15 protein-coding genes and 1 pseudogene are annotated in these 19,613 nt (G+C 36.4%); all 16 read right to left on the bottom strand.

From position 1 onward, the window contains the following. Positions 1 to 11: 11 nt before the first annotated feature. The 16 genes and pseudogenes from coaE to CJ229_RS02665 all read right to left on the bottom strand — a co-directional run bounded on the left by coaE (position 12) and on the right by CJ229_RS02665 (position 19,607). The gene (gene coaE, locus CJ229_RS02590; protein WP_102167475.1) at positions 12 to 602 is read right to left on the bottom strand and encodes a dephospho-CoA kinase; all 591 of its coding nucleotides are present in this window, start codon (positions 600 to 602) and stop codon (positions 12 to 14) included. A gap of 4 nt (positions 603 to 606) precedes the next feature. Next, positions 607 to 1,467 carry a bifunctional DNA-formamidopyrimidine glycosylase/DNA-(apurinic or apyrimidinic site) lyase gene (gene mutM, locus CJ229_RS02595; RefSeq protein ID WP_317846614.1) on the bottom strand — a complete coding sequence of 287 codons (861 nt, stop codon included), beginning with the start codon at positions 1,465 to 1,467 and terminating at the stop codon, positions 607 to 609. 5 nt (positions 1,468 to 1,472) lie between these two features. Beyond that, on the bottom strand, positions 1,473 to 4,070 hold the full coding sequence (polA, locus tag CJ229_RS02600) for a DNA polymerase I (RefSeq protein ID WP_102167473.1): 2,598 nt from the start codon (positions 4,068 to 4,070) through the stop codon (positions 1,473 to 1,475). 89 nt (positions 4,071 to 4,159) lie between these two features. Then, positions 4,160 to 5,716, bottom strand: coding sequence for an AbgT family transporter (locus CJ229_RS02605; RefSeq protein ID WP_102167472.1), 1,557 nt, complete (start codon positions 5,714 to 5,716; stop codon positions 4,160 to 4,162). Between the two features lie 94 nt (positions 5,717 to 5,810). After that, on the bottom strand, positions 5,811 to 6,452 hold the full coding sequence (gene queC / locus CJ229_RS02610; RefSeq protein ID WP_068129316.1) for a 7-cyano-7-deazaguanine synthase QueC: 642 nt from the start codon (positions 6,450 to 6,452) through the stop codon (positions 5,811 to 5,813). Positions 6,453 to 6,461: 9 nt separating this feature from the next. Further along, positions 6,462 to 6,951: pseudogene (queF, locus tag CJ229_RS02615) on the bottom strand (preQ(1) synthase). 87 nt (positions 6,952 to 7,038) lie between these two features. After that, positions 7,039 to 8,301, bottom strand: coding sequence for an NADP-dependent isocitrate dehydrogenase (gene icd / locus CJ229_RS02620; RefSeq protein ID WP_102167470.1), 1,263 nt, complete (start codon positions 8,299 to 8,301; stop codon positions 7,039 to 7,041). 27 nt (positions 8,302 to 8,328) lie between these two features. Then, positions 8,329 to 9,447, bottom strand: coding sequence for a citrate synthase (citZ, locus tag CJ229_RS02625; RefSeq protein WP_070456763.1), 1,119 nt, complete (start codon positions 9,445 to 9,447; stop codon positions 8,329 to 8,331). 243 nt (positions 9,448 to 9,690) lie between these two features. Continuing rightward, a complete protein-coding gene (locus tag CJ229_RS02630) occupies positions 9,691 to 10,371 on the bottom strand; it encodes a hypothetical protein (protein WP_070456766.1) in 681 nt (226 codons plus the stop codon). A 15-nt stretch (positions 10,372 to 10,386) separates the two neighbouring features. Beyond that, a complete protein-coding gene (gene pyk, locus CJ229_RS02635; protein ID WP_102167469.1) occupies positions 10,387 to 12,147 on the bottom strand; it encodes a pyruvate kinase in 1,761 nt (586 codons plus the stop codon). A 9-nt stretch (positions 12,148 to 12,156) separates the two neighbouring features. Continuing rightward, a complete protein-coding gene (gene pfkA / locus CJ229_RS02640) occupies positions 12,157 to 13,116 on the bottom strand; it encodes a 6-phosphofructokinase (protein WP_102167468.1) in 960 nt (319 codons plus the stop codon). A gap of 75 nt (positions 13,117 to 13,191) precedes the next feature. Further along, positions 13,192 to 14,136 (bottom strand): acetyl-CoA carboxylase carboxyltransferase subunit alpha, encoded by a 945-nt coding sequence (locus CJ229_RS02645; RefSeq protein WP_102167467.1) that lies wholly within the window; start codon positions 14,134 to 14,136, stop codon positions 13,192 to 13,194. Between the two features lie 10 nt (positions 14,137 to 14,146). Next, positions 14,147 to 14,989: an acetyl-CoA carboxylase, carboxyltransferase subunit beta gene (gene accD, locus CJ229_RS02650; RefSeq protein WP_040928723.1), complete on the bottom strand. Its 843-nt coding sequence runs from the start codon at positions 14,987 to 14,989 to the stop codon at positions 14,147 to 14,149. Between the two features lie 20 nt (positions 14,990 to 15,009). Beyond that, positions 15,010 to 15,420, bottom strand: a complete 411-nt coding sequence (locus tag CJ229_RS02655) for a FadR/GntR family transcriptional regulator (protein ID WP_068129303.1) — start codon at positions 15,418 to 15,420, stop codon at positions 15,010 to 15,012. 65 nt (positions 15,421 to 15,485) lie between these two features. Further along, positions 15,486 to 18,629, bottom strand: coding sequence for a DNA polymerase III subunit alpha (locus tag CJ229_RS02660; RefSeq protein WP_102167466.1), 3,144 nt, complete (start codon positions 18,627 to 18,629; stop codon positions 15,486 to 15,488). Between the two features lie 18 nt (positions 18,630 to 18,647). Next, a complete protein-coding gene (locus CJ229_RS02665; protein WP_102167465.1) occupies positions 18,648 to 19,607 on the bottom strand; it encodes a DHH family phosphoesterase in 960 nt (319 codons plus the stop codon). Positions 19,608 to 19,613: the final 6 nt, after the last annotated feature.

Here is a 19,613-nt window from a genome sequence, read left to right on the forward strand (position 1 = left end):
ATTATAGCATATCAGTCATTAAGTTGTTTAATAAAATCATCAATCTGATTATATAACGCTTCTTTCGTGTCGTTATTATTAAAGACGATGTCTGCACGTTTCTTTTTTTCTTCTAAAGATAGCTGTGACGCTATACGACGTCTTGCTTCTTCTTCAGTAAAATCGTTACGCGTCATCAAACGTTTTAACTGTGTATCTTCATCGACGTATACGACGATAACTATATCAAACTGGTCTTCTAGTTTATTTTCATAAAGAAGCGGTATATCTGAAAACACGTGGCCTGTTTTTAAATTTTTATTTTTGTCATCGTTCATTTCTTGTCGGATAATCGGGTGCGTAATCGAGTTTAATACAGCACGTTCATCTTTATCGTTAAATACGATATGACCTAATACCTCACGATTTAAAGTACCGTCATCGTTTAAGATACCATTACCAAAGTGTTCGACGATCTTTTTTAAACCTTCTGTTCCTTTATTTAAAACGTTTCTTGCATAGATATCTGCATCGAGCACGACGTATCCTTTATCTTTTAAATAATGACTAACTGTACTTTTACCGCTCGCAATGCCGCCTGTAATTCCGATTGATTTGTACATATTATCACCTCTGACATGTCGTGCAGTAATACGTGTTACGCTGCCCGATTGTTTTCGTTTTTATTTCATGACCTTTCGGACAGAACTTTTGCCCGTATACTTTGAACTTTGTTTGCATACTACCGGATTCTCCCGTTGTACTTCTATAATCTGAAATTGTCAATCCGCCAGCATTTAACGATAATTCAAACACTTCAACGATTTTATCAAATAATAGTTCTAATCTTTTTTTAGAAATATTTTTGACGCGCCTCGTCGGTAAAATCCCACTTCTATATAACGCTTCAGAAGCATAGATATTCCCAACACCTGGGATAATTTTAGCATCCATAATAATTGCCTTAATATATGAATTGTCATAACGGTTAGATTTTAACGTTTCGACGAAATAGTTTTTAGCCGTTTCTTCAGTATATTCAGGCGCCATATTTTTAAAAGGCAGAAAGTCGTTTAAATCACGAATCGTTCTTACTTCTCCAAACCTACGAATATCTGAGTAGACTAAAATTTGGCCATTGCTTAAATGAAACTGAACGTGCCAATGTTTTTTATAGTTCGCCTCAGTAATTTCATCAAGCGTGTTAACGATAAAGAAACCACCACTCATACCGAGGTGACTAATCATATATAATATGCCTTCATCATTCATAAGTTCAAAGTACATATATTTACCACGACGTTTAATATTAATAATCGTTGAATTTCTTATATTTAAAAATGACTCTATTGGTTCTTTCACGATCGTCATTCGGTCATTTTTATGTCCGCTTATGACAGTGTCTGAAAAGACGACGTCTTTAATCTTTAAACCGATTAAAGACGTCAAACTTCTTTTTACGAGTTCAACTTCAGGTAATTCTGGCATATCATCTACTCCATTGTGTACCAATTTGGACCGTATTCATATTCAGCTTTTAATGGTACTTCCATCTCTAATGCGTGTTCCATAATATCTTTAATGAAGACGACGAAATCATCTACTTCTCTTTTTGGAATATCAAAGACAAGTTCGTCATGAATTTGTAGTAGTAATTCGGCATTGAACTTATCTTTTTGGTCACTCTCATAATAATTCACCATCGCAAGTTTAATAATATCAGCTGCTGTTCCTTGAATTGGTGAGTTCATAGCGATACGTTCTGAGAAGCTTCTCGCGTTAAAGTTACGTGAGTTTATATCCGGAACGTAACGTCTTCGACCAAGCAATGTCGATACGTAACCGTCGCGCTTTGCGTCTTGAACGATATATTTCATATACTCTTTCACGTTTACGAACGTATCGAGATACGTATCAATAAACGCTTTCGCTTCTTTACGCGTGATCCCAAGTTGTTGAGATAATCCGTAATCAGAAATACCGTACACGATACCGAAGTTTACCGCTTTGGCATTTGAACGCATTGTGCTCGTAACGTCACTCGAGTCGACGTTATACACGTTCGCTGCCGTCGTCGTGTGAATATCCTTGCCTTCTTTGAATGCGTCGATCATCTTTTCATCTTTAGAAATCGATGCAAGGACTCTTAACTCGATTTGTGAATAGTCGAGTGATAATAATACGTTCTCTTCACTTTTTGGGACGAACGCTTTTCTAATTTTACGCCCTTCTTCTAATCGAATTGGGATGTTTTGTAAGTTTGGTTCAACACTAGATAGACGTCCCGTTTGAGCAAGCGTTTGGTTAAATCTCGTATGAATGCGCCCGTCTTCATGAATTTGTCCTTGTAATCCTATGACATACGTCGATTGTAATTTTTGAATTTCACGATACTCCAAAATAAAATCGATAATTTCATGTTGTGGACGTAACGCTTCTAATACATCCGCTGCTGTTGAGTAACCTGTCTTCGTCTTTTTAATTACTGGTAACTCTAAATGTTCAAATAACACTACACCGAGCTGTTTCGGTGAATTGATGTTAAACTCTTCTCCAGCGATTTCATAGATTTTACTTTTTAAGTGATCGAGACGTTCCTCTAACTCTGTTTCCATTTCTTTTAACGTATTAATATCTACTGTGATTCCTTTAATTTCCATTTCAGATAACACTTTAGATAAAGGAATTTCTAATTCTTTCCATAGCGTAAACATATCATCATCTTTTAGTTTTTGTTCTAAAAGTGGTAATGCATGATGGATTGCTAAGGCTTTCTTTTCTGTAAAATCTTTCGTCTCTTCAATCGTTGGGTTTTTCTTACTACGCCCTTTACCGTAATGAGACTCGTCGCTATCGATTTGAATGTTAAATTGTTCAACAGTCGAACTGACATCTTCAATTTTTTTACCAGGATCAAGTAAAAATGCCCCGAGCATAATATCCTCTGTAAATTGATTAAATGAAACACCTAATTGATTTAAAAATGCGATTTGTCGTTTTAAGTCATACGTATTCACTGATTTTCTCGTCTTTAAAAACTCTTCGAGTTCGTTTTTATCTATATCTTCAGTAGCTATCACATAACTATTTTCACCATCAGTGACTACGAGTACAGTCGGTTCATTTAATAAGTAATTCGCTTCCTCACTCTCTAAATATAAAGAAACATCTTCACCGAGCATGTCTAAGCGGTCGACTCGATTTGCTTCAAAAGTCGTCGTATTCTTTACAGGCGACTCATTTAAACTTTCAAGTAACGAATTGAATTCAAATTCTTTAAATACTTTAATTTTCGCATCGATGTCTTCAGGTGGAAGTTTTAAGTCGTCTAAACTAAAATCAAACGTCATATCTCTATAAATCGTTGCGAGTTCTTTAGACATAAATGCATCATCTTTAAAGTTCTCTAAATTCTCGCGCTGTTTACCCTTTAATTCTTCAATATGTTCGTAGACACCTTCGACTGAATCGTATTTCTTTAACAGCTTAATCGCGGTCTTTTCACCAATACCAGGGACACCTGGGATATTATCAGACGTATCGCCCCATAAACCTTTCATATCAATAATTTGTTCCGGACGAAGACCGTATTCTTCTTCAATAAACTCCGGCGTATATTTATCGATTTGAGTGACACCTTTTTTCGTAAAGTAAATCGTCACGTGTTCACTTGCGAGTTGAGTTAAGTCACGGTCGCCAGTAATAATGATCGTCTCCATGCCGTTTTCATCTGCTAATTTAGACAACGAACCGATAATATCATCCGCTTCGTAGTTCGTTTCTTCGTATCGTTTAATACCGTATGCATCAATTAATTTACGAATCGGCGCAAACTGTTCTCCTAATTCTGGTGGTGTCTTTTGACGTCCACCTTTATACTCACCATACTTTTCATGTCTAAACGTCTTTTTACCTGCGTCAAACGCAATTAAAAAGTGAGTCGGATTTTCTTCACGTATAATTTTATCTAATATTTTTTGAAAACCAAAAATAGCATTCGTATGCAGTCCACTTTGGTTACTTAAAAGTGGAAGTCCATAAAATGCACGAAATGCTAAACTATTACCATCTATTAAAATTAACTTATCCATAGTAAGTCTCCCTCAACTTGTTATTAGTTTCATTATACAAGTCGAATAGTTTCTTTCCAAATTAAAAAAACACGTCCGAAGACGTGTTTTTATGGATATACGATCGGCGCGTTTGGTCCAAGTGGTAATCCAAGTAGCATCCAAACGATTAGGAATATTGACCATGTGATTAAGAAAAATATTGAGTACGGTAGCATAATTGAAATTAATGTTCCGACTCCGATATCTTTTACATATTTATTGGCAAACGCGATAATGACTGCGAAGTACGTCATTAATGGTGTAATGATGTTTGTACTTGAGTCTGCGATACGATATGCCATTGTCGTTAATTCTGGTGAGTAACCGAGTTGCATTAATATTGGAACGAATATCGGTGCCATCATCGCCCATTTAGCTGATGCACTTCCGATGAATAAGTTAATGAATGCTGTAACTAAAATGAACCCTATAATTAAAGGAATCCCTTTTAAGTTTAAACTCTCAAGTAATTCTGCACCATAAACACCGATTACCATACCGATGTTACTTTCGGCGAAATATGCAACGAATTGACCAGCAGTAAATGCAAGTACGATAATAGTACCCATCGTGTTCATCGTATCTGTTAACTGATGCGCGACGTCTTTTTCACCTTTAATTGTTTTTGTAACAAGACCATAAACGAGACCAGGGATAAAGAATAAAATCGCAATGATTGGTACTAAGCTTGACATGAATGGAGATTGAATAATCTGATCCATGTAACTTCCTTCATCTCCACGCATTGGTGAGAATGGGAATGCGACGAGTAAAGAAACAAGTAGTACTGAAACAATAATTGAAATAAATGCGTAAAGTAATCCTTTTTTCTCTAAATCGTTTAACGCATGCATATCTTCTGAATCATCTGTGTTTAAATATTTAGAGTCATACGTACCTAGACGTGGTTCGACGATTTTATCTGAAACGAACCAACCGACTAACGTTAACACGAACACACTCGCTGCGATAAAGTAATAGTTCATCGCGACGTTCATCGTCTCAACGTACGCTGGATCGATCATTTTAGCTGCGTCCATTGAAAGTTCTGCGAGCATCGCATCCGTACCACTTAGTAAGAGGTTCGCACTAAACCCTGCAGATACCCCAGCAAACGCTGCAGCAAGTCCTGCGATTGGGTGTCTACCAAGTGCTAAGAAAATAACTGCCCCTAGTGGTGGTAATACAACGTATCCTGCGTCACTTGCGAGTGACGACATAATCCCTGCAAACACTAACCCTGCAGTAATTAAAGACTTCGGAATTGCTAAAATAAAACCACGTAACGCTGCAGAAATTAAACCAGAGCGTTCTGCGATACCAATACCAAGCATCGTTGTAAGTACGACACCTAATGGTGCGAAGTTGATAAAGTTATCGACCATATTTTCAAATATATATGTAATTCCGTCTTTACTTAATAAGTTATTGACCTCAATGATTTCGTTTTTGTCACCTGGATGCGCGACTGAAATTCCTATCGCAGATAAAATCGCAGAAGCGACTAATGTTAAAACTGCTAGCAGGAAAAACAAAGTCACAGGGTGTGGTAACTTATTCCCAGATTTCTCAACGAAGTCGAGAAACTTCTGGAACACGCCACCCTTTTTATTAATGTTCTCCATATATAAACCCCCATTAAAAGTATATATCTGTCTATTCTGTCAGAAAATATACAATATTTCAATAGGGGTTTAAGTATATCTCATATTCAAATGTTTAATTGAACTTCCTTTTCTCGTACTCTTCTAATCCTTCATTTCTAAGAATACAAGCCGGGCACTCTCCACACCCTGATCCTTTTATACCGTTATAACACGTGAGCGTTTCATTTTTAACATAATCAAATACACCGAGTTCATCTGCCATTTCCCACACTTCACTTTTATCCTTATCCATAAGTGGTGTGTCAATTTTAATATGACGATCGAGTCCTAGATGTATCGCATGCTCTAACGCTGTAACAAAGTCACTTCTACAATCCGGATAACCACTAAAATCAGTTTCACTGACACCTGTTACAATCGTATCAGCACCGATTTGATACGCCGCGATACTCGCGATATTAAAAAATAATATGTTTCGACCAGGGACAAATGTATTCGGCACGTCACCATCTGATTTTATGTCGATATCTCTCGTTAACGCATTTTCTGTTAAATCGTTAATTAACGATACATCGATACAAGTGTTTTTTACGTTAAAATCTTTTGCGATTTTTTGAGCGATTTCAACTTCTTCAGCGTGTCTTTGATTATAGTGAAACGTGATTGTTTCTACTTCATCGTAATGTTTTAATGCGTATGCTAAACATGTCGTACTGTCTTGACCACCACTAAATACAATTAATGCTTTAGACATATAAACTTCCTATCTATTATCAATTATTTCAGGATACATATCGTGTTCAAAAAGACGTTTTTCAGCCATTTTTTCAAATTTCGTTCCTGGTTTACCGTAGTTTGCATATGGATTCGATTGAAATTCCACCTCGCGGTGTGAATTTACCCCACACTTCAATATATTTTGGATCCATTAAGTCGATTAAATCTCTCATAATCGTGTTCACAGCTGCTTCATGAAAGCCTCCATGATTTCTATAGCTAAATAAGTATAACTTTAAAGATTTACTCTCTACCATTTTAATATCCGGGATATAACTAATATAAATCGTTGCGAAATCTGGTTGATTCGTCATCGGACACAGTGTCGTAAATTCTGGACAATTAAACTTCACCATATAATCCATTTCAGGATGACTATTATCAAACGTCTCTAACACACTGTTATCATACGTTGTCGGATATTGAACATTTTGATTTCCGAGTAATGTTAAGTCTTTCATCGTGTCGTCTTTCATTATAATTCTCCTTTAATTATAGTCTTATCCAGTATATAAGAAACAAATAAAAAATAGAACCACTGATGTGGTTCTATATACTCTCTATTACATGTTTTCTACTAATAAGTCACCGAACTCAGAAGTTTTCACTTCTGTTGCATTGTCCATTAGTCTCGCGAAGTCGTATGTGACTGTTTTGTTAGCAATTGTCGTTTCCATAGATTTGTTAATTAACTCAGCTGCTTCTTTCCAACCGAGGTGTTCTAACATAAGTACTGCAGATAAAATTACTGATGACGGGTTCACAACGTCTAAACCAGCATATTTAGGTGCTGTACCATGAGTCGCTTCAAAGATTGCATGTCCTGTGTCGTAGTTAATGTTCGCACCTGGTGCGATCCCTACTCCACCAACTTGTGCTGCAAGCGCGTCAGAGATGTAGTCTCCGTTTAAGTTCATCGTTGCAACAACTGAGTGATCTAATGGATTTAATAGAATTTGTTGTAAGAAGATATCTGCGATTGAGTCCTGGATAATGACCTTACCTGCTTTAACCGCTTCATCTTGTGCTTTGTTTGCAGCTTCTTTACCTTCTTTTTCAACGATTCTATCGTATTCATCCCATGTGAATACTTTGTCACCATATTCTCTTTCAGCTAACTCGTAACCCCATTTTTTAAATCCACCTTCAGTGAATTTCATGATGTTACCTTTATGAACGAGTGTAACAGTCGGTTTATTATGCTCTAGTGCATATTCAATTGCGGCTCTAATTAAGCGTTCAGAACCTTCTTTAGATACTGGTTTAACACCAATTCCAGATGTTTTTGGGAAACGAATGTTAGTCACATTCATTTCATCTTGTAAGAAGTTGATCAGCTTTTTAGCATCATCGCTACCTGATTCAAACTCGATACCTGCGTATATGTCTTCAGTGTTTTCACGGAAAATCGCCATATCGACGTCTTCAGGATTTTTAACTGGTGATGGTACACCGCTGTAATGTCTTACTGGACGTAAGCATACGTAGAGATCAAGTTGTTGTCTTAACGCAACGTTTAATGAACGGATACCTCCACCGATTGGTGTAGTAAGTGGTCCTTTAATTGCGATTAAGTACTCACTAATTTTGTCGAGTGTATCTTGTGGTAACCACTCGCCAGTTTTATCGAATGCTTTTTGTCCTGCGTAAACTTCTAACCATTCAATTTTCTTTTCACCGTTGTACGCTTTTTCAACAGCGCTATCGATTACTTTTTTAGCTGCTGGCCAAATATCTTTACCGATTCCGTCTCCTTCAATAAAAGGAATAATTGGTGTGTTTGGTACGTTTAAAACGCCGTCTTTTAAAGTAATTTTCTCTGCCATTATATAATCTCCTTTATGTGTATAAAATTATCTACTTTCAATTGGTTCGTATTTTCTACTCGTATATCCAGTGTACTCTGCGCGTGGACGAATGAGTCGGTTATTTGCATATTGTTCTAACATATGTGCAAGCCAACCTGACGTACGGCTGACAGCGAATATTGGAGTAAATAAATCATGTGAAATACCCATTGAGTGATACACTGATGCACTAAAGAAATCGACGTTTGGTAATAACCCTTTTTCTTCTTCTACAATTTCAGCAATGCGTGTAGACATTTCGTATAATTCAGGCTCACCTGTCTCTTCAGTTAACTTACGAGACATTTCTTTTAAGTACTTCGCACGCGGATCTCCTTCTTTATACACGCGATGACCGATACCCATAACTTTTTCTTTGTTTTCAAGTTTTTTATGGATGTATTCGTCAACTTTATCTAAACTACCGATTTCAGTTAACATGTTCATCACTTGTTCGTTTGCTCCGCCGTGAAGTGGTCCTTTTAATGCTCCAATCGCAGCAACTGTTCCTGAATATAAGTCAGATAACGTCGCAACACATACGCGAGCAGTAAATGTCGATGCGTTAATTTCGTGATCAGCATGTAAAATAAGTGCCTTTTCCATCGCTTCGACTTGTACATCTGTCGGTTCCTCACCGTATAACATATATAAGAAGTTTTTAGCAAAGCCGTATTCTTCTTTAGGTTTAACAACATCTAAACCTTTTCTAAAGCGGTCAAAGTTAGCAACAATCGCAGGAATCGCACCTTGAATACGGATTGATTTATTCATGTTTGCTTCTTCAGTTAAAATATCCGCTTCATCATCAAGCATACCTAGATATGAGATTGACGTTCTTAATGCAGCCATCGGCTGATTACCTGTTTTAGCGAAAATTTTAAACACTTCTTCGTCTTCATGAGCGAGTGACATATATTTAAATAAGTCCGCTTCAAATTGTTTTAACTCTTCTTCGTTTGGTAAGCGGTCGTTCCATAGTAAATAAACGACTTCTTCAAACGATGCATTTTCGGCTAAGTCATCAATTTCATAACCAGCATACGTTAGCTGAGTTCCGATAATTGAACTAATTCTTGACTCTCCAATTACTACACCTTCTAAACCAGCTTTCATTTCAGGCATAGAATTTAACCCCCCATATATCTTTAAACGATTTATTTAATTTCATTATAGCAAACTTTGTATATAGGTGCTTACGTTTAATTCATACACTTATTTGTGAATTTTATATCAAAAACTATTGTGACGATTGATATAGAACGGTCTTAAAACTTAAAATCACTAACATTTTTAATCATAACTAAAAATTAAGTTTCTTATACTTTTTAATAAGTTTAATTTATAACCAAAAAGAGAGTAGATAAACTACTCTCCTTTAGGTACTTCTATTTGTTCAACTTCTCCAATGTTTTCAAATGTTGCGAAGCCTTTAATATCATAATTTTCTTTATCATCTCTTAAAGTGCCTTCGACATCTGCACGCACAACCTTATAGTCAGCATTCACTTGAAGCGTTAATGATAAATTTTCAACATCATAATCTTGTAAATTAGATGCAAGTTCATTACTAAATATAGATAAATCTTCAATTGTCAGTAAATCGTAAGTAATGACGTAAACATCTTTATCTGTCTTAAGATCGCCTTTTGGTAATTCTTTAAGTTTTTCAACGAGCTCCCTATACGTTAACGGATTTAGTTCAATGTCACTCGTTTCAAATTCACCATTTGTTAAGACATTCTTTTCACCATTTACATCATATAATGTAAACACCGAGTCAGACGTATCAACTTCAAACTTTACATTTTCATCGTTATCAATAGTAACTATAAAGTTTAATTCGTCTTCATCATTCATCGTAAGCGTCCCACGCTCTTCATAAGAAATCACATCTTGGTTGTTCGCGACAACTTCGTCGATTAACGATTCTGACGTCATAGATTTATCTTGTTTAACTTCTTTTACTTCTTCTTCACCATCATTACTATTACTACATGCACTTAATAGTAAAGTTGCTGAAAAAATGCTTATGACAAGCTTTTTCATTCGGATCCTCCTTAATTACAGTACGTCTGCATGTCCACTATAAACGACATGCTGTTCACTGTCGACAGTAACTTTCATGCCTGGTTTTAATATATCAAACGCATCTGTTGCTCCAACGATTGTCGGTAACTCTAAATTTAAACCGACGATTGCTCCAGGACTTGTTAAACCACCTTCAACAGTAATTAACCCTGCCGCTTTAACTAAGTGAGGTGTCATTATACCATCAACTTTTTCTAGTAAAACGATTTTTCCTGTCGTATCAATTTTAGCAAGTTCATCATATGATTTCGCCATAACTACTTCACCGTAGCCTGTTAATTTTCCTATTCCTTGAGCGGTGATTAACGTATCTCCAACGACGTGTAACTTCATTAAGTTTGTCGTTCCAGCTTGTCCAGTCGGCACACCGGCTGTGATAATAATTAAATCACCTTCATTAGCGTATCCTTTTTCAACGACAGATTGCACTGAACCGTTTAATACTTCATCTGTATTACTCAGCTTTTTTGAAACAATCGGTTGAACACCCCATACGAGTCCAAGTTGTCTAGCGACGTGGTCATACGGAGTGACTGCGATAATATCACACTGTGGACGATATTTAGAAATCATTTTTGCAGTATGTCCAGATTCAGTTGCCGCAACAATTGCACGGCAGTTTAAGTTTAACGCAGTATGTGCTGCGGAAACTCCAATTGCTGTCGTAACTGTAGTATCTTGGACTTTCGTACGATCTGATAATAGCTTCTTATAGTCTTGTGCTGCTTCACTTGACTTCGCAATGTTTGCCATCGTTGTTACAGCTTCTACTGGATATTCACCAGCTGCTGTTTCTCCTGATAACATGACTGCGTCACTTCCGTCGTAAATTGCGTTCGCAACGTCACTCGCTTCTGCACGTGTACAGCGTGGATTATGTTGCATTGAATCTAACATTTGTGTTGCTGTAATGACTGGTTTCCCTGCAAAGTTACATTTTTTAATAAGCTCTTTTTGAGCAAGTGGTACAGCTTCTGTCGGAATTTCAACACCTAGATCTCCACGAGCAACCATTAAACCGTCTGATACGAGTAATATATCATCGATATTATCAATACCTTCTTGGTTTTCAATTTTAGGTATGATTTTAATGTAGCTACCGTTATTACCTTCGAGTAGTTCACGAATTTTTAATACGTCATCTTTTTTACGGATAAATGACGGTGCGATGAAATCTACTTCGTTTTCAATACCAAATAAAATGTCACTTTCATCTTTTTCAGTCATCGACGGTAAGTTCACTTTAACTTGAGGAACGTTTACACCTTTTTTATTTTTTACTTCACCTTCATTTAGAACTGTTGTATGAATAACTTCGTTATCATAATCAAGCGCATCGATTTTTAACGTAATAATTCCGTCATCGATTAAAATCTCGTCTCCTACTTTTACATCGTGAATCAGACCATTATAAGAAATCGATATTTTTTCAGAATCACCAAGCACTTCATTCATATGAACGGCAAGCTTTTGATTTTTAACAAGATGAACAACATCGTCTTTCATATTGTGCGTTCTAATCTCAGGACCTTTTGTATCGAGTAGAATACCGATATGTTTTTCAAGCTTTTTTGAAACTTTTCGAATCCTCTTAATACGATTTAAATGCTCTTCATGGTCTCCGTGTGAAAAGTTCAGTCTCGCGATGTTCATACCAGCGCGCATTAATTTTTCTAATGTTTCTTCACTTTCTGATGCTGGCCCAATCGTACAAATTATTTTAGTTCTACGCATAATATCCTCCTAAATAGATAGCTCATTAATTATATCAATGAGTGATATATCAATTTTCTTTTCATGATTTAAAACCGTGTCGTAATCGACATGTTTTATTGAATTCTGTGTTAAGTACACCATTTGTCCAGATTGTCCTTCTAGTAATAAATTGACAGCTTCATATCCGAATCGAGAAGCAAGTATACGGTCTTTTGAAGACGGTCGTCCCCCTCTTTGAATGTGTCCAAGGACACTAATTCGTGAATCTATATTTAATTGTTCACTTAATAGTTTACTACATTTTTCTGCAGACATAACCCCTTCTGCAACGATTATTATCGAATGTGTTTTCCCACGTTCAATCCCTCGTTTAATTTTTGTAGCAACGTCGTTAATATTATATGGTACTTCTGGTATTAAAACCGACTCTGCACCACTTGCGATGCCGCTATATAATGCGAGCATTCCACTATCTCTACCCATAACTTCAATAATAAATGTACGTTCGTGGCTCGTTGCTGTATCTCTTATTCTATCGACGGCTTCAACGACTGTGTTTAATGCTGAATCAAATCCAATGGAGCTTTCAGTAAATGGAATGTCGTTATCAATTGTTGCTGGAATCGATATTGTTTTAATTCCGTGTTTTTCAAGTGCATACGCACCTCTAAACGTCCCGTCTCCTCCGATAACAACGAGTCCTTCTATTTCAAATTCTTTTAAAATTTTAACTGCAATTTGCTGTATTTCTTCATCTTTAAATTCGTTACAGCGAGCAGAATATAATGCCGTTCCACCACGCTGAATAATATCACCGACGTCGGATAATTCCATGCGTATAATGTCTCCACGGAGCAAACCTAAAAAGCCGTGGGAGATTCCAAACACTTCTAAACCTCTATTAATACTCGTACGTACGACAGCTCGAACTGCTGCGTTCATACCAGGTGCATCTCCACCACTAGTTAATACTGCGATACGTTTCACAATTACACGCTTCTTTCTATTTATAAAAATAACTCTCTTACTAAGTATTCTACTTAAAAGAGAGTTAAATTTGTATTAATTATCTTCAACTTTAAAATCACCGATCGCCATATACTTTTCAAATCGTACATCAAGACGTGATGAATCGTCGATTTCACTTAATTGTTCAAGACCATTTATAATCGCTTCTTTTGTTTGTTTATATACGAACGGTTTGTCGACGTGTGCGCCACCTTCAGGTTCTTCAATTACAAAATCAGCAACGCCTAACTCGTAAAGGTCTGCAGCTGTTAACTTTAATGATTTTGCTGCTACTTCTTTTAACGATGCATCTTTAAATAAAATACTCGCAGCACCTTCAGGAGAAATGACTGAATACGTACTGTTTTCTAGCATATAAAGATGATCACATACGCCAATTCCTACCGCTCCTCCAGATCCACCTTCACCGATAACAATAGAAATGATCGGGACGTTAAATCCAGCCATCTTTACGAGGTTTTTAGCAATCGCTTCACTTTGTCCGCGTTCTTCTGCTTCTTTACCTGGATACGCACCTTTCGTATCGATAAATGTAACGATTGGACGTTTAAACTTTTCTGCTTGCTCCATTAACCTGAGTGCTTTACGGTAACCTTCAGGATGTGGCATACCGAAGTTGCGTTTAATGTTTTCTCTTGTCGACATCCCGCGTTGGTGACCGATAACAGTCACTGGTGTGCCGTTAATGCTTGCGACACCACCGATAATTGCACGGTCATCTCCATACGCACGGTCTCCAGCAAACTCGATAAATTCATCGCAAATTGCTTCGATGTATTCTAACGTCGTTGGACGCTCTAACTTTCTAGCAAGCTCTACTTGCTGCCAAGGTGTTAGTGTGCGTGTCATCATCTTAATTTTATCGTTTAGTGCATCGATTTCTTTTGATAAATCGATATTGTTTTTTTCTTCATAACCTTTTAACTCTTCGATTCTGTCTTTTAAATCTTGTACAGTATCTCTTCTCGTTTCAGACATACACTCACCCCTAACTATGCAACCTTAATATTTGAGCTAATACAGATCTCATTTCCGTTCGGTCTACCACTTTGTCGAGTTGACCGTGTTCGATTAAAAACTCTGCCGTTTGGAAATCTTTCGGCAATTTCTCTTTGATCGTCTCTTCAATTACTCGGCGCCCAGCAAATCCAATTAACGCACCGCTTTCCGCTAAGTTAATATCACCGACAGATGCAAAAGACGCACTGACTCCACCTGTTGTTGGATGCGTCATATATGCGACATATAATAGTCCGTGACTAGAATGGCGCTCTATCGCTACAGATACTTTTGCCATCTGCATTAACGATAAAATACCTTCTTGCATTCTCGCTCCACCACTTGCTGTGAACACGATGACGGGTAAACGATGGTCCGTTGCATAGTTAAATGCTTGTGCGAGCATTTCACCAACCGCACTTCCCATACTACCCATGCGGACGCGTGTATCCATCACAGCGATCACGACTTCGTGTCCGTCAATTTCACCATGTGCAACACGAAGCGCTTCATTGAGTCCCGTTCGACGTTTATCGTTTTCTAATTTTGACACGTAGTTCGGGAAGTTTAATGGGTTTTTCGATGTAATATTTGTGAATAATAACTTTTTACTATTTTTATCGAATAATGCGTCGAGACGCTCGTCACTAGTGATTGGGAAATGATACTCACATTTTGGACACACGTGGACATTACTCACTAACTCTTTTGTATAGAGTAAGCTTTTACATTGTGGGCATTTTGTCATTACTGGTTCTGAATCTTTATATGTTCCTTTTTTGGTCGGTTCGTTTACTTTTTTGTTAAGTTTATAAAATAAGTCTTTTAACATAATTTCCCCTCGACATTTTGTTAATCTGTATATTTTTTAATGATTGTATAAATTGTAGATAATATTAAATTATCCGATTCTTCAACCGTTTTTTTGCCGTCATATTTTTCATCGATATATCGTTCGAATAATTCGTTGATTTCCATTAACTCATCACGTTGTGCATCCGTTTTAATTAAAAATCGTCCGATGATATCAAATAATCGATGTTCTTTAAAATCAGCGAGATATGTACCTTCTCCAATTTTCACGTGAACGACACCTAACATTTCTAACGCTCTTAAAGCTTCACGTACACTTTGACGCGAAACGTTTAGCTCTTCTTTTAAATATCGTTCACTTGGAAGTCGGTCTCCAGGTTGAATATTCGTCTCACGAATGATTTTTTCTAGTTCAGTTAAAATATATTCAAATCTAGTTTTCTGGTTCATTTTATACCTGCCATTTCAGTGGTCGTACCACTGATAATAACATGATTTAAATTTTCAAGCAATTTTCATTTCATAAAACGTACATTTTCTTTTCCTAACAGATTAATAAGTCGATTTAAATTGTTATGTTGCATGTGTCCAAGTTTCGTTTGTTCCATATCAAAAACTGGAATTCCTTCCGATGATAACAGCTTTTTAAACTGCGTATCTTCGTAATTTCTTACATAGACATACTTCGTATCTTTAATATAATTTCTTATAAAATCATCCACTATATAAACCCTAGAGATGATTAATTGTTTTTTACCTCTGTACTCATCCATCCGACCGTCGATTACGAGTATATCTTGTTGAAGTTTTGATAAGTTGATCATATAGTCTTTCGGGAAAAGTACCGCATCCATTTCAGTATGCCCGTCTGTGATTGATACGTAAGCCATGTCGTCATTTTTCTTCGTTCTTATTTGTCTCACACTAAGTATAGAAACGAGAAAAATACCTCGTTGTTTATTAGACTTATGATCGAGTAATGAAAACGGAATATATTGAACATCATTATGTTTTGTAATGATTGGATGCTCTGAAATATTAAATCCAAGCATTTCGATTTCTCCATCGATGAGTTCTTGTTGGGCCATTTCTTCGACGTCTTCATCCTCAGGGCGAATTATTGTTAAACCGAGCACCATGTCGAGTAAATTAATTTGGTCTACGCCATCCTTAATGGAATCTAATGCTTTTTTAGATTGTTGTAATAACGACTTTCTCGAGCGATTAAAGTCATCGAACGCACCTGAAAGAATTAAAGCGCGAAGTTGTCTTTCGTTTAATCTTATACCTAACTGATTCATGCGTGATACAAAATCGTACACGTCTTCAAACTGTTTCTCTTTTCTTGCTTCAACAATTGCATTTGAGATATCTTTCGTTATATATTTAATCATCGAAAATCCGAGACGTAATCCGTCTTTGCTCGTATTGTTATAAAACGACTCATGAATACTTGGTCGTTTTATTTGAACCTTTAATCGTTTTAACTCACGTAACGTATTTGCAAGTTTTTCTTCTTTCGTCTTATGGTCAAGCAGCATGACCGCATAAAACTCTTCCGGGAAATGTGCTTTTATATACGCCATTCTGTACGTAATTAACGCATAGACGAGCGCGTGACTTTTTGGAAAACCGTAATCTGCGAATTTTAAAATTAAATCAAATAAGTGTTCACTCACTTCACGGCTATAGTGATTCCTCTCAGCGCCTTCAATGAACTTACTTTTTTCACGCATTAACTCGTCGCGGTTCTTTTTCGCCATCGCGCGTCGTGTAATATCCGCTTCTTGCAAACTAAACCCTGCAATTTTTCGAGTCGTCTGCATAATTTGCTCCTGAAATATCATGACTCCGTACGTATCTTTTAAAATTTCTTTTAAATCATCATGCGGATAAACGACCTTTTTTGAAGAATGTTTAATGTCGATGATATGGTCGATTTGTTCCATCGGACCTGGTCTGTACATCGCAAGAACGAGCGCAAGATCGAGTAAACTATTTGGTTTGTATCGCTCGATTACTTTCGTAATTCCATCAGATTCTAATTGGAATATACCAGCCGTCATTCCAGCAGATAATAGTCGAAATGTTTTTTTATCGTCTAAAGGTATTTTATTTACGTCAAAATCGTGATTACGTGTTTTGATACGGGTACTCATATAGCGAATTAACGATAGCGTCTGTAAACTTAAGACGTCGATTTTTAAAAGCCCGACCTTTTCACAGTCTTCCATCGGCCACTGACTTATGACACCTGTTTCATTAAACATGATTGGTATTTCTTCGTTTAAAGGATTTCTACCAAGCAGTACCCCACTTGCATGAATTGAAGTGTTTCGTGGTAAGTTTTCTATTTTTAATGCGTATTTTTTTAACAGCTTATATTTAACATTTGTTTCAATTAAGTTGTTAAACCTTTCAGAGTTAAACGCTTGTTCCAGGTCAACATTATTTTCATCGATAATGTTTGATATTTCTTTTAGTTCACTGTCATTAAAGCTAAATATACGCCCCACTTCACGCGCAACACTTTTAGCTGTCATATTGTTATAAGTTAAAATGTTCGCAACGTGCATTTCGCCGTATTTTTGCTGTAAATACTCGATTACTTTCGGACGATCGACAGATGCAAAGTCGATATCGATATCTGGCATCGTGACACGCTCTTCGTTTAAAAATCGTTCAAATAGTAAATCGTACTCAATCGGATCAATGTCAGTAATATCGAGTAAATACGCGACTAAACTCGCCCCAGATGATCCACGACCTGGACCGACATAAATTTCATTATTTTTACAATATCTGACGAGATCTGAAACGATTAAAAAATAATCTGCGAATCCCATGTTGACGATTGTTTTATATTCTTTATTTAATCGGTCACGGTAGGCGTCTGTCATATGACCAATTTTACGTTTTATCGCATCTTTTAATTCATCTTTTAATAACTCTTCACTTGAACCTTCCGTAAACTTCGGTAGTGTATATTCGACTTTTGGCATATAGACGTCACATTTATCGACGATTTCTTTGTTCGTTTCTAAGTAATCACTATATTTAGCGACATCCGCTTGTAGTTTAATAAAGTCGTCACCGTCTGATTCGTTTAAATACTGTAAGTCTATTTTTTCATTTTCTTTAATGGCATTTAATACGTTAACGACTGCAGCATCACTTTTTTTATAGTAATAGCTCGGACGAATGTAGGCTTTTTTATACGCACTATTAACAGTATGGGCAGTATATTTATCCTCGTCAGGGATGTTTATATATTCAAAGATGTTAAGTCCTTCATCATTTTTAAGAACCGCAATACAGTCTGTAATATCGCTTAGAAATGATAATGGAATGACTTCAGTTTTTTTATAACTAATTCTAGAAGATAGTTTAGATAGAAAATAAAAACCTTTTAAACTTTTTGCATACAACACAATATCGCTCGTCTTAAAATCATCTTCTATACTAATCTCTAGTCCAACGATAGGTTTTATATCATTTGTCTGTGCTTTTTGTAAAAACTCATATGCACCGTGCATACTATTGAAGTCCGTAATCGCAACAGAACACTGGTCGTCTTCTTTTAAAATATTTATAAGGCGATCAATTTGAATATTACTATTTAAAAATTCATAGCTACTATGCACATTTAAATTGATCATTCGTATTCACTCCGCCTCTTATAATTTTTCTTCTAACTTTTCAATTAACAGCTGTAAATCTTCTCTTCTTCTGAAACGAACGCCACTTGCGTGTTTGTGTCCGCCACCACCAAAATGTTGCGCAACGTCATTAATCGGCACATCTTTAGAACGTAGACGTACACGGATATCATTTTCTGTTTCAAGTGCCATAAACCAAACTTTAACTTCTTCAACTTCTCTAAACACATTCACTTGTAACGCAGCATTCGCCTCATCTACCCCGTACTTTTCACGGTCTTCAATCGACACAAAGACACTGAGTACACCTCTATCTGTTAAGTTAAAGTTGCTGATTAAAAACCCAGTAAATTTAAAGTCTTCTAACGATTTTTTGTACAGTTCTAGTAATAGACTATTCGTGTCTAAACCCCCTTTAGAAATGTCACTCATGACGTCATAAGTCGTTTCATGTGAATTATATAAAAATCGACCAGTGTCTCCGACAATTCCTAAATACGCGAGTGACTTAACGTCCTCATTAATAGCGTCACTATCAAATAACGATAAAAACATATATAACAGTTCACACGTTGAAGACACAGATGTTTCTACGATATTAACATCTCCGTATGGCTCGACATTTGGATGGTGGTCGATTTTAATAACGTACTGACCATTTCTATAATCTCCGTCGTAGTCGATTCTTTCGACGTTAGCCGTGTCTAAAATAATAACGAGATCTTCGTTAGTAATTTCGCCATCGTCAAGTTCACCCATAAATTCTAAGTTCTCTTCAGTACTTCCGAGAGCGCGTACTTTTTTCTCTGGAAACTTATTGAGTAAAAACTTTTTTAAAGCGAGTTGAGATCCTAAAGCATCTGGATCCGGACGAATATGTCGTAAAATCACAATCGAATTTGCGGATTCAATTTTTTGAAACGCTTCATTTTTATATTGATTTAGTGATGATAATTGGTTTAAAAATTTGTTAAACATATAAAA

The organism is Nosocomiicoccus massiliensis, from assembly GCF_002871345.2.
Taxonomy (GTDB): Bacteria; Bacillota; Bacilli; order Staphylococcales; family Salinicoccaceae; genus Nosocomiicoccus; species Nosocomiicoccus ampullae_A.

Bases quoted from the DNA above. Each gene is read 5' to 3' on its own strand.
- queC (WP_068129316.1), bottom strand. From the start codon at position 6,452: ATGTCTAAAGCATTAATTGTATTTAGTGGTGGTCAAGACAGTACGACA.
- accD (WP_040928723.1), bottom strand. From the start codon at position 14,989: ATGTTAAAAGACTTATTTTATAAACTTAACAAAAAAGTAAACGAACCG.
- CJ229_RS02645 (WP_102167467.1), bottom strand. From the start codon at position 14,136: ATGTCTGAAACGAGAAGAGATACTGTACAAGATTTAAAAGACAGAATC.
- icd (WP_102167470.1), bottom strand. From the start codon at position 8,301: ATGGCAGAGAAAATTACTTTAAAAGACGGCGTTTTAAACGTACCAAAC.
- CJ229_RS02630 (WP_070456766.1), bottom strand. From the start codon at position 10,371: ATGAAAAAGCTTGTCATAAGCATTTTTTCAGCAACTTTACTATTAAGT.
- CJ229_RS02655 (WP_068129303.1), bottom strand. From the start codon at position 15,420: ATGAACCAGAAAACTAGATTTGAATATATTTTAACTGAACTAGAAAAA.
- pyk (WP_102167469.1), bottom strand. From the start codon at position 12,147: ATGCGTAGAACTAAAATAATTTGTACGATTGGGCCAGCATCAGAAAGT.
- CJ229_RS02605 (WP_102167472.1), bottom strand. From the start codon at position 5,716: ATGGAGAACATTAATAAAAAGGGTGGCGTGTTCCAGAAGTTTCTCGAC.
- CJ229_RS02660 (WP_102167466.1), bottom strand. From the start codon at position 18,629: ATGATCAATTTAAATGTGCATAGTAGCTATGAATTTTTAAATAGTAAT.
- mutM (WP_317846614.1), bottom strand. From the start codon at position 1,467: ATGCCAGAATTACCTGAAGTTGAACTCGTAAAAAGAAGTTTGACGTCT.
- coaE (WP_102167475.1), bottom strand. From the start codon at position 602: ATGTACAAATCAATCGGAATTACAGGCGGCATTGCGAGCGGTAAAAGT.
- CJ229_RS02665 (WP_102167465.1), bottom strand. From the start codon at position 19,607: ATGTTTAACAAATTTTTAAACCAATTATCATCACTAAATCAATATAAA.
- citZ (WP_070456763.1), bottom strand. From the start codon at position 9,447: ATGCCTGAAATGAAAGCTGGTTTAGAAGGTGTAGTAATTGGAGAGTCA.
- polA (WP_102167473.1), bottom strand. From the start codon at position 4,070: ATGGATAAGTTAATTTTAATAGATGGTAATAGTTTAGCATTTCGTGCA.